Annotated in this window: 10 protein-coding genes and 3 pseudogenes; all 13 read right to left on the bottom strand. The window is 38.8% G+C overall.

Features of this window, described 5'->3' with window-relative positions; translation table 11 throughout:
• Positions 1-5: 5 nt before the first annotated feature.
• Complete coding sequence (locus F3J02_RS18775) at positions 6-344, bottom strand: hypothetical protein (protein ID WP_416224638.1); 339 nt, start codon at positions 342-344, stop codon at positions 6-8.
• Between the two features lie 118 nt (positions 345-462).
• A complete protein-coding gene (locus F3J02_RS01265) occupies positions 463-717 on the bottom strand; it encodes a hypothetical protein (protein ID WP_167246942.1) in 255 nt (84 codons plus the stop codon).
• Positions 718-1,026: 309 nt separating this feature from the next.
• Positions 1,027-1,152: pseudogene (locus F3J02_RS18770) on the bottom strand (RHS repeat-associated core domain-containing protein); the annotation flags it as partial.
• Between the two features lie 215 nt (positions 1,153-1,367).
• Positions 1,368-1,673: a hypothetical protein gene (locus F3J02_RS01255; protein ID WP_167246938.1), complete on the bottom strand. Its 306-nt coding sequence runs from the start codon at positions 1,671-1,673 to the stop codon at positions 1,368-1,370.
• An 11-nt stretch (positions 1,674-1,684) separates the two neighbouring features.
• Positions 1,685-2,149 carry a hypothetical protein gene (locus F3J02_RS18455; protein WP_171525978.1) on the bottom strand — a complete coding sequence of 155 codons (465 nt, stop codon included), beginning with the start codon at positions 2,147-2,149 and terminating at the stop codon, positions 1,685-1,687.
• 158 nt (positions 2,150-2,307) lie between these two features.
• Positions 2,308-2,715 (bottom strand): annotated as a pseudogene (locus tag F3J02_RS18450) (RHS repeat-associated core domain-containing protein); the annotation flags it as partial.
• Between the two features lie 254 nt (positions 2,716-2,969).
• On the bottom strand, positions 2,970-3,407 hold the full coding sequence (locus tag F3J02_RS01240) for a hypothetical protein (protein ID WP_167246936.1): 438 nt from the start codon (positions 3,405-3,407) through the stop codon (positions 2,970-2,972).
• Between the two features lies 1 nt (position 3,408).
• Positions 3,409-4,074 carry a hypothetical protein gene (locus tag F3J02_RS01235; RefSeq protein ID WP_416224640.1) on the bottom strand — a complete coding sequence of 222 codons (666 nt, stop codon included), beginning with the start codon at positions 4,072-4,074 and terminating at the stop codon, positions 3,409-3,411.
• Positions 4,048-4,146: pseudogene (locus F3J02_RS18750) on the bottom strand (RHS repeat-associated core domain-containing protein); the annotation flags it as partial. The gene F3J02_RS01235 and the pseudogene F3J02_RS18750, both read right to left, overlap by 27 nt.
• Before the next feature lie 1,086 nt (positions 4,147-5,232).
• On the bottom strand, positions 5,233-5,622 hold the full coding sequence (locus F3J02_RS01230; protein WP_167246932.1) for a hypothetical protein: 390 nt from the start codon (positions 5,620-5,622) through the stop codon (positions 5,233-5,235).
• 97 nt (positions 5,623-5,719) lie between these two features.
• A complete protein-coding gene (locus tag F3J02_RS01225; protein ID WP_167246930.1) occupies positions 5,720-6,424 on the bottom strand; it encodes a GntR family transcriptional regulator in 705 nt (234 codons plus the stop codon).
• 6 nt (positions 6,425-6,430) lie between these two features.
• Positions 6,431-10,036 (bottom strand): urea carboxylase, encoded by a 3,606-nt coding sequence (gene uca / locus F3J02_RS01220; RefSeq protein WP_167246928.1) that lies wholly within the window; start codon positions 10,034-10,036, stop codon positions 6,431-6,433.
• A 19-nt stretch (positions 10,037-10,055) separates the two neighbouring features.
• Positions 10,056-11,885: an allophanate hydrolase gene (gene atzF / locus F3J02_RS01215; protein ID WP_167246926.1), complete on the bottom strand. Its 1,830-nt coding sequence runs from the start codon at positions 11,883-11,885 to the stop codon at positions 10,056-10,058.
• Positions 11,886-12,057 lie beyond the last annotated feature (172 nt).

Below are 12,057 nucleotides of genomic sequence, written 5' to 3'. Positions count from 1 at the left end.
TACTCTCATCGTCTTCTATGTCTCTTAATATCTAGTGTTGAACTATGTTTATCAGCATTTGAGCGTTCCCAGATCAGTATTTTTTTGCGTGCGCCATCACCCGCAGGAATCGTCTTTACAACCTGAGAAGTATAACGGCCTTCATTACCTGGCTCATTGTTCCATTTGTTTACTTGTTGATTTGCTCTTGGGGAAGTTCCATTAGAGTTTAGTGAACAACCACTAATACCTGTTTTACAAACACTATTTGTCCATGTATCAGTTATCTCATATCCATGCTGAGCCTTTAAACTTTTTGAACTATTTCCATTTAACTGACTTTTCTTACTTGAAAATGTTGCAATATCTTCATATACAGTTGTTTCTAGGCCTAAAATATAAAGTAAAAAATTTCCTAGGCTTTATTTAAAACTTCAAACAACACCTTGAAACTTAAAATATCATAGTATGTAAAATATTGATCTAATCCATCTTTAAAAGTTTTCTAAGCCTAAAAATTTCCATAACCAATCGAGGAATATCTTGTTTTGCATTTGCAATAAAATCCTGATCTGCAATAGTTGCTCCTGTTAATTCAATATCATCATCACCTGTCATAATAAAATTAGATCCAGATTCATGATCTCTGCCCTCTACATACGAAAGCCAAGGTCCTTTGGTCGTTTTCGAACAATTATCTAAAATCTGCTCTAAACTTTCCCTTGATAACTCTTCCATTTCGACTACCTTTTCCTATTTGGATTCTTAACTGTTGGGGTCAAATAAACTATCCCTTTTATAAACTTTCAGATTTTTAAATATTATGGGCCCTTGAGTCCAATATTTTCGTTCCTGTTTATAAGATTGAGCAACATCTTTAATTTTATCAGCATTTTTAGTTGTCTTTACAGCTAACCCAGCACCAGCAGGCAGAAACGGTACAAATACTGCTGCTGTATCATAAGTTGCTGCGGCAATATTCTGCCAACTAGTATCATCATAAGCAGCTTTAATTGAGATTGCAGCTAAACTAGCATCTAGTAAGGTTTCAAATGCTAAACCTGAAGAATCCATATTCATCACAGGATTACTACCTGCATACGCATAGGGATTCAAACCACCCTCTAACCCAATCAGGTCAGCTTCCATATAACGACCCAGTTCAGGGCTGTAATTGGGCTGGACTGTAGTACACCTTTAAACTAGACAGCATAAAACGAATGCTTCAGCCTTAGATGGTTGAAGCATTCGTTTAAAAGGAAATTACACAAAATAATTTACAGATTCATTAGGCACCCATTCCTTATTTACTTGGACAAAATAAAAAACCAATTACTCACGAATGAATAATTGGTTTTTAGGTGCTGTGGAACAAGAGTCAAGATACATCAAAAAACATCATTCTGTATTGCCCAAACAGATAGGCTAAGTAAAAATGCAACTACCCCCCCAGCACCGCACACCACAAGTAACATATCAAGTGCCAACTCATTTGGTGCTAATTGTCCACCAGAGAAAAACTGTACCTGCTCCCAATCCGAAGGAAAAGATTTCGCCAATATAACAAGTACAAGTAAAGCAGTTCCTAAAAAGCTTAATGGTGCAAGATATCGAATCTTCCACCCTACTCTTACTATTAATGCACCAATTAATAGTAAGCAGATAAAATAAAACAAATTTTCTAAAATGGACATAGTTTTTCTTACTACCTAATATTATTTAAATTATAGTAACCAGCCATATTATTCATCTGAGCTTGACGTATCATTTCAACGGAATCAGTTGCTTGGTAATGAATTGGTGGTAGAGTAAACTCTTTTACTTGATTCTGGGGTAAATAGAAATTTTTTGGTTGATTAAACTGTTGATTAAGCATTTGCTGATTCATCTGTTGATTTAACCTCTGAACCTCTTGTTGACTATTATAACTATCAAATACTAGACCTGTTGATTGTTTACCAAGCATCAAATTCGCTGTAATCACTGCACCACCTGTAGTTGTATATTCTCGCATTTTATTTGTCACAAGATTTGACCCAGCAGCAATAACTTTTTGTCCGAGAGTTGCACTTTCTGGTAATACGGCTTTAGCAAGATGTATATCTGCTGCTAAAAATGCTGCTTTACCTATACCACCAAATACTGCACCTACAGCTGCTTGTTGCCCCAACTCAGTCCAAGAAAATGAATTAGAAAAATTACTAAGTCCGTCTCTAAAGCTCAGACCTTTTTCCCTTGCATCAAGGAATGCTTTAATACCAGTTTTTCCAATATAAATCCCCCCCCAATACCAGCTCCAAATCCCATAGCGACAAGCACTGGACTTTCACCGGTCAGATCAACATACATAATCGGATTATTTAAAGCATATGCATACGGATTCAAACCACCCTCTAACCCTATCGGGTCAGCTTCCATATAACGACCAAGCTCAGGGTTATAGTAACGATTGTGGTTATAAAACAACTGACTATATGCATCGTAATATTGCCCTGGGAAACGTAAGTTAAACGTAATATTCCCTTGTGGTTGCCCAACACCAAATGCTGTACTGTCCCAACTCCAAACGATAGCTTGATTTGTACTATCGATGAGTCGTCTTGGGGTATTTTGAGCATCTGCAACAATATAGTAGATCTTGCTATTAGCACCCTTCCCATAAATTGCTGCAACTGGTTGATCACCAAACCAAATATATTCAATCAATACACCATTTTTGTCGTACTCACTTATCAAACGCTTTGTGTATCATTGCTCATCCCTTGCCTATTTACTCACGAATCAATATTTGGCTGAGTTTGTACCAAGCCTTATATTTAACCACGGTAATCACCAATCCAAGATACGAGTCCTTTGAGTTCAGCTGACCTAATTATTCCTTTCAATTAATTCCATATCACTATTTGCAATGGTTTTAGAAGCGATCTTTTCAGTAATGGAACTATAAAATAAAAAGGCTGAGCAATGTCCAGCCTTTTTATTTATGCTGACTATTCTTTTTGAAAGAGAGTCTCTTTAGCATGTATTTTCTTTAATCTATTTCTTAAATTTATTAAATAAATAGACGGTATAGCTAAAACTGCACATATTGCACTGGGTAGGTTAAAATAAGTCGTTGACCTTACCTTTACCAATGAATAAATTTGCTCCAAGCACTCCTTGATTGAAATATCCCCTGCCAAAAAAAGGCTTATCCACCTGATAAAATAAAGATAAGGAGGAAATAAAATAAAAAAACCATATAAAATAGCAACAATATAAATATACTTTTGCTCTTTTCTTAAATAAAAGACCAACAATACAAACATAATAGGTGAATAAAAAATATCTGACGTGATTGATACTGCTAATATTGGTATTAGCAGTATTATCCATACCGTACCAATGATAAATTTATTTTGAGCCATATGGATTATTAGTTTACTCATATCAATAGATCCACGATAAAGCATCATCAGATATAGGAATTAAGTTAAGACTATTGCTAAAATTTGGAAATGCCGCATTCACATTACTTTGTGATACTGGCTTCCAAACCTCATTAATAAAATTTGCCATTACTGGTCGCGATTGAAGCCATGAGGTACCCTCTCCATAATTAATAATATTAATTCCACCACTAGAATTGGTTACTGCCCCTCTCAGTACATAACCATCGCTTAAAGGATGACCTTGCTGTGTGACATTAAAAACCCAAGAACCCGTAGCATTATTAACAGAATAAGATACAACTGGACTTGCTCCAGCAATAAACGCACCTGCTGATCGTGCAGCTTGTCCCAAACTCGTATAGTCGCTAGGAGATGCATTAATTGCTGTACCCTTTGCAGAAGCTGCCCCAACTCCAGGAGTAGGCTGATTAACGATCGCTCTTTGCATAGTAGATAATGCAGAAGAACCGCCTATAGGAATAGAGTACGTATAGTTATACGCATGATAACTTGGACTAGATGAAGTTAGGTTTGTAGCAGTAATAGACCACCTTCGTGGGACAGGGATTGTAAGTGATGGTGCTTGTGGAATATTAGGTCTAATCGTCATAGTACCATCTTTATTGTTAACAATATATAAACCTGTCGGATCAACATTCATCATAGGATTACTACCTGCATACGCATAGGGATTCAAACCACCCTCTAACCCAATTGGATCGGGCTCCATATTGGCGTTTAGCAATGAATTGGTTTACGATTCAGTTCGATGATCGATTAAAAGATCATTTATAAAAATAGGACTTATACAAAATAATTTACAGACTCAAAATTCACAGAATTAGGTAGCCCTCATACCCAAGTTGCCACTTAAATTTGGCTCACTTAGGAGAGCTCTGACTTTCAAACATTTATGCAACAAAGTCATTAGCTCATAATTTTTTTGAAAAATCAGCGTTCGCTTCTATTTTTCTTAAAATAAATAATTAAGGTGAACCACATTACAATTAAATGTGAATCTGAAAAGTATTTCCATAAACTATCATCAATATGAAATCTCCAAGAAATATTCCAAAATACAGCTATAATTAGCACCCATATAAGGGTGGAAATAAATAATGCTATTATTTTTGCAATTCCCTCACCCTTATCTTTATTTTTAAATTTATTTAAAAAATAAAAAACTTTTTTTGAAAAAAAAGGGCGGCGAGTGTTATTGCTATTGCATAAAAGGCACCAAACCCTATTAAAAAAAACTTATTACTTAACAATTTAAATATCCTATTAATGGCTAAACATTAAGCTAACGAACTCCTTAAAGTTCATTAGCTTAACTTCTTTATTACTAGCACTCTCTACCTGCTTTACATGTTATTGTTGGCAAACGGTATGGTTATCCCATCCAAGCTAGTATTACTAGTACCCACATAAATAAAAACATAGGCTTCATTTCATTTAAAACACTAAAGTTATTTATTTTCTTGTAAAAACACTATAGAAAATTGATATAAAAACTATAGAATAAAGATATGAGTTTGAAAAGTATTTTTTTAACTCACCATTAGTATTTAAAAAGATTGAAAGATATGCAAATAGTATTAAAAAAACAATAAAAAATAAAAACCATATAAAAAAACAATATTACCATCTCTCCTACTTCTTTTAAAAATAAATTTAATTAAAAGGTTGGATAAAAAATAAGAACAGCACAAAGTTAGTAAAGCATAAAAAAAACCAAAAAAAATAAAAAACCATTTATATTCCATGGAAAACCTTTTTTAAATATAAACCCCTCTCTATGGATATTGAAAGGGGTACAAGCTTATGGTGTTGCTTTAATCATAATTGGAGGCATTAGGAAGATACCTTTATAGCCATCATTTTGATTAAAACGCTGATATGGTAACTCAAGCATCCTTTGATTACTCTGTAAATTCATATGACGTTGTGTATAGTCAATACCATTATTAATCACTTTTGTTCCGAGGCCACCTATGTCAGCAGAAACTGCTGCGCCACTAAAGTTTGCAATAAAACTGTTTGTTGTCGTCACCGCTCTTATATCTGCAATATTATTTGCTCTAATTGCCTCTGATCTTGGGATAAATACAGAATTCGTATCAACTCGTATTAGACTAGATTTTGGCACAGCCCCAGCAACCCCTTCACCAATACTACCTAAAATTGCACTTGCATTATAACCTTGAATCATATTAAAAGTTTTCTAAAGCATGGCTACAAAAAAAATGATTTTTTACTTAGCCTCATTTCATTTTTAAAATAAGACAATAATATTTTTTTATAAATTTTTAATAAAACTGACTCGAATCCAACATCTGTAAAGTAATTTTTTTCACTTCATCACGACTTTGCATAATATGCGCTTCAATCGCATTGATTGCTTGTTCAGTTTGTCGATCGAAAATAAAACCTAAGATTTTTTGATGTTCCTGATAAGTTGCTTCAACTCGATAATCTTTAGAAAAATCCAAACGGCGGATGATACGAATACGCTCACTTAAGTCTCGATGAATCCTTGCCATTTCATTATTGCCCGAAGCACGAACCAAGGCACAATGAAAATCCTCATCTTGCTGAGAAAGTTTTTTAATGTCTTTTAAATACTCAGCAGGTTGTACTAACCAGAGGTCTTTTAGCACTGACAGCTCAACCGAATTGTGGTGGTCAATCTGACAGAGTTTACGAATCGAATCTTTTTCCAAAACAATACGTACATCATAAAGTTCTTCATAATAACGAAAATTGAACGGCCGAATCTGCCAACCGCTCCGAAAGCTCACATCAACATAGCCCTCTTGTTGCAAACGATACAAGGCTTGTCGGATTGGGGTACGACTCACATCATAGGCTTTGGCAACTTCAGACTCAGTAAAGCGTTCACCTGGCATCAATTTGAAGTCAAAAATATCATTCTTGATGCGTTGGTAAACCAGCTCAGACAAATTGTCTGAGCCTTTGGTTGTGTTCTTTATGTTGATGTTCGCTTCTTTCATGCAAGCTTATTCCATATAGACCAATGGTTCACCACTGTGTACAGTTTGCCCTGCTCTGCAAATAATGGCTTTGACGATGCCATCCTCTTCCGCATACACAGGCAATTCCATTTTCATGGCTTCAATAATAGCAACAGTTTCGCCTTTTTTGATCTCTTGACCATGTTCCACAAAGATCTTCCAGATATTTCCTGTCATTGATGCATTTAAAGAAGAAAGATGGCTGTAATCAACATCAATGGCTTGTTCAACATGTTGCTCAGGTTGTGCAGCAAACTCTTCCTTCCAGCGATTGACTTCGGTGCTAAAGGCCTGTTGTTGCTTGTCTTTAAAAGCCGCAATACTTTCTGCTTCATTGTCCAAGAACTGTACATAGTCTGCATAATCAAACTCAGTTTCTTCAATTTGAATTTGAGCACGGCCATTTTCAAAATCTGCGCGCCATTCATTCAATTCAGCTTCGGTCACAGGGAAATATTTAATCTGGTCAAAGAATTGCAAGAACCATTGCTTATCTCCAAATTGCTTGTTCTTTTTAAACTTGTTCCAGATCGGCAGCGTCCGCCCAATCAACTGATAACCACCGGGTGAATCCATGCCATAAATACACATGTACATCCCACCAATACCGACAGTACCTTCCGCAGTAAAAGTACGTGCAGGATTGTACTTAGAGCTGAGTAAGCGATGACGTGGGTCAATCGGTACTGCACATGGCGCTGTCAGATAGACATCGCCTAAACCTAACACTAAGTAGTTGGCATCAAAAATAATATCTTTGACTTCATCACGATGTGCCAGCCCGTTAATACGCTGGATAAAATCAACATTATTTGGTAACCATGGTGCTTTGGCGCAAACACTTTCCTGATAGCGCTCTACTGCACCCAAAGTGGCACTGTCCTCAAACGCCATTGGTAAATGCACAATACGCGATGGAATTTTAAGTTGGCTTAAATCCCCCATTTGATCTTCTAGTTTAAGCAATTGATGAATCAGCTCAGCTTGTGGAATCACCAGACCATCATATTTAATTTGTAGTGAACGTACACCCGGTGAAAGTTCCAAAACACCTGCAAGATTGGCATTGCGAATCATTTGAATCAGTTGATGTACACGCAAACGTAGCGCCAAATCTAAAACATTCTCACCATATTCAAGCAAGATATAGCTATCACCTGCTTGGCGATACACCGTTTTTGGCGATAAATCAGTGGGTTCACGTTGAGCCAAAATGGTGGTAAACACGTCTTGAGCAGGTTCAATGGTTTCAACAACTTTGGCAGCTTCGGCAAAGTTCTGAATATTGTCGATTTGTTTCCGTTCTAACGCATTTGCTTGTTCAGCTGTAATTGGGTAGAAACGGATTTTGTCATCGGCCTTCAATTGACCGACTTTCCACAGTTCAGCTTTGGCAATGGTCACTGGACAAACGAAGCCACCAAGACTTGGGCCATCTTTTGCCAAAATCACAGGGAAATCACCTGTAAAATTGATCGCACCAATTGCATATTCACAATCATGCACATTGGATGGGTGCAAACCAGCTTCACCACCATTCTCTCTTGCCCAGCTTGGTGTCGGACCTGAAAGTCTGACCCCTAAACGGTTTGAGTTAAAGTGAACCGTCCACTCAGAAGCAAAGAATTCTTCGACATATTCAGGTTTAAAGAAATCAGGTGCACCATGTGGTCCATACAACACTGCGATTTCCCATTCATTGCTATATTCCGGAATGAGGTCTTTAGATAAAGCTTGTGGTGTCTCGGTTGCAAGCGGTAATTCCGCATTGGCAAGCGCTGCATCGACCATTTTGATCATGTCGCCAACACGTAAAGTACGCCCTGCATGGCCACCAAAGTTGCCCAATGCAAAAGTTGAACGGCTACCCAAATATAAAGGCACATTAAGACCATCACGCACAGCTAAATAAGTACGACAACCAGATGCCACCTGACCAACTTTCAAAGTTTGACCAGCTTTGACCTTAATCGGTTGCCAAAAGGCAATCAGTTGATCATCCAACACAGCAGTACAGCTTGCACCTGTGAGTGCAATGGTGGTATCGGCATGGAACTTTAAGGTTGGGCCCACCAAGGTAAACTCAAAACCTGCTGCTTTGGCATCATTGCCGACAATACGGTTGGCGAGTTGGAACGCATAATCATCCATAGGACCAGACGGTGGTACACCAATATCCCAATAGCCTGTACGCCCTGGATAATCTTGAATGGAACTCAATGTACCTGCTTGGATCACTTCAATGACTTTTGGCGAATAATCAAAATCATCAAGCATTCGTGTCCAGATTTGCATGGATTCAAATCGTTGGTCAGAAACAATCGCGCGTGCATAATCCAAGTTGGTGCTGATACCATTTAAACGCGTTTCAGCTAAAACCACTTTTAGTTTTTCAATCGCAGCAGCTCGATCTTCCGCATGCACAATAATCTTGGCAATCATTGGGTCAAAATACTGAGAAATTTCTGTGCCTGTTTTCACCCATGTATCAACACGGATACCTTCTGGAAATGACACTTCGGTGAGCACACCCGGGCTAGGTTGGAAATTTTTCACAGGATCTTCGGCATAGACTCGGACTTCAATTGCAGCACCTTGCGGTTGGATATTGCTGAGATAGTCCCAATCCAATGCATCACCCGCCGCGACTTTGAGCATACACTCAATCAAGTCAAGACCAGTCACCATTTCCGTTACTGGATGCTCCACCTGTAAACGGGTATTCACCTCAAGGAAATAAAATTCATCTCGTTGTGCATCGTAAATAAATTCAACCGTTCCTGCACTGCGGTAATTGACAGAGCGCCCCAGTTCAACTGCGGCTTGATGTAGCTTTTTACGGGTTGCTTCAGGTAAGTTCGCCGCAGGTGTTTCTTCAACCACTTTTTGGTTACGACGTTGCAATGAACAATCACGCTCACCAAACGCGACCACCTGACCTTTACCATCCCCAAAAATCTGTACTTCGACATGACGTGCTTTATCAATAAAGCATTCGATAAAAACACCTGCATCTTTAAAGAACTGCTCACCGAGGCGTTTCACGCTTTCATAAGCATCGGCCAGTGCTTGTGGGGTGTCGCAACGGGTTAGGCCAATACCACCACCACCGGCGGTGCTTTTGAGCATAATTGGATAACCAATCCGCTCAGCCGCAGTCAATGCTTCCTCCAAACTGTCCAGCAAGCCTGTACCAGGGGTCATTGGTACATGAGCCGCAGCGGCAAGTTCACGTGCACGATGTTTTAGACCAAATTCCAGAATCTGTTCTGCAGTTGGCCCCATAAAGGCAATATTGTTTTCTTCACAAGCACGAGAGAAATCTGCACTCTCAGACAGAAAACCATAACCCGGAAAAATCGCTTCTGCCCCAGTCTGTTTAGCAGCTTGAATCAGTTTTTCGATACTCAAATAAGTATCGGCAGGTTTTAAACCATCTAGTGCAATTGAGATATCTGCATCCTGTACATGCTGAGCATAGCGGTCGCTGTCCGAATAAACTGCGACACTGGTAATGCCTAATTTTTTCAGTGTTCGAATTGCTCTAACAGCAATTTCACCACGGTTTGCAATAAGTACGGTCTTAAACATGATGATTCCCCCTCAAAAATTAATTAGCTGTATTGACGACTTGACTATTGCGATGTTGGATATACGCTCTCCAGCCACCAAAATGGCTGATATTCTCGGCATCACCTAAGCCATAGGGTTCACAAATAAAACCTTTAACCCAACGGCCATCTTCAAGTTCGACATTGCCCATGCCCAATGGGGTTGGAATTTCTGCTACAAACTCACCGAAACGTGCTGTGGGTACATCCCAAAGCTCGACAATGATGCTTTGTCCATCTTGTTGACGAGCCAAACCTGGTTTTGGCGGAACCGTACCATTTAAGGCATAAAGCGCATAATCCTGAGAGGTTTTGGTGGTTTCGACATGAACCGCACCACGTGTGGTGAGTTGGAAATTCAGTGGCATTCCAGTTAAATGCGCACCGACAACCGCGACACGAATATGATGGGGAGACAGCAAAGTCGGTGCACTTGCTACAGCTAATGTCTTATCTAACGCACCGAGTTTCAGTGCTAAATAGTTCTGCCATGCTTTGCCGAAATGCACCAAGGCTGCATCGTGCCAAGCAGGTGCAATTAAAGTGATACCAAATGGTAGGTTGTCTGCTCTAAAGCCTGCGGGTAATGCCAAAGCACTTAAATCTGCGAGATTGGTAAAATTGGTATAAGTGCCGAAATGCGCGTTATATTCAATCGGGTGTTGTTGCATTTGTTCAATGGTATAAATCGTTGGTGAAGTTGGCACGATCAAGGCATCAAACTCAGCCAAGCTAGCTTGGATTTTTCGGGTCAAATCCTGTTTTAAATATTCAGCATTGTAGGCATCCACCGCGGAATATTTTTCACCTTGTTGAATAATCTCTAAAACGGTCGGATCAAAATCAGCAACATTGGTTTTGAGTAGGTCAGCAGCCGCTGCAGTACGTTCTGCCACCCAAGGGCCTTGATAAAGTTGTGCTGCAAGTTGCTCAAAAGCAGAGAAATCAATGCGAGTAATTTCAGCATTTAAGCTTTCAAGTAATTGAATGGTGTGTTGAAAAGCTTTTTCAGCCAATTCATCACCAAAGAAGTTCAATTTATTCGGGATGGCAAATTTCAGCTTACTAGAGAAACGTGCAGGTACGTTTTTAGGATGCTGACGTGAATAGCTATCTAAAATATCGTAAGCTTCGACTTGAGCAGCCACCAATTCAGCATCAGCCACAGTGAGAGCAAAGATAGAAATACAATCAATGCTCTTTACTGCGGGTAATAGACCACGATTAGAAAAGCGCCCTTTGGTTGGCTTTAAACCGACAATATTATTAAATGCTGCTGGCACACGCCCTGACCCAGCGGTATCAGTTCCTAAAGAAAATGGAACTAAACCACGTGCAACCACACTAGCCGAACCCGAACTTGAGCCGCCACTGACATATTCAGGTTTAAAACTATTCGGTACTGCCCCAAAAGGTGAACGTGTGCCAACCAAACCCGTCGCAAATTGATCAAGATTGGTTTTGCCAACGACAATTGCTCCTGCTTGTTTAAGTAAACGAATCGTTTCAGCATCTTGTGTTGCAACACGATTCAGTGCCTTACATGCCGCTGTAGTGACAAAACCAGCGACATCAATATTGTCTTTGACTGCGAATGGCACACCATATAGAGGAAATTTTTTCTGCAGATTTTCAGCATCTTGAGTCAGTTGCTTTAAAGATTGGATTTGTTGCTCAACTAAATCTGTACTCGCAATCGAAATCCAAGCAACATCCTGAGGATCAAGTGCTAAAACCAGCTCTTTCAAAATATCGAGTTGAATTTCTTGCTTTAAATACGCCGTTTGCCATTCAGAAATTGTCCAGCCTAAAGTTTTTATTTCGCTCACTTTATGAATCCTATCTTGTATACAAGTTTGAATAGATAAAAGCAGAAAGTGTGCCAAAAATAATTTTATTATATAAATTAATAGCTTAATATATAATCCAAACTACAAGACGGTTTGAATGGTTTATTTATGGTGCTAAAAAGATTCGACAAAAATACCGATGCGCTATAAC

Source organism: Acinetobacter sp. Tr-809 (assembly GCF_011753255.1).
Classification (GTDB): domain Bacteria; phylum Pseudomonadota; class Gammaproteobacteria; order Pseudomonadales; family Moraxellaceae; genus Acinetobacter.
Note: the sequence above shows the minus strand (reverse complement) of the source record. Positions and strands in the feature narration are given on the sequence as shown.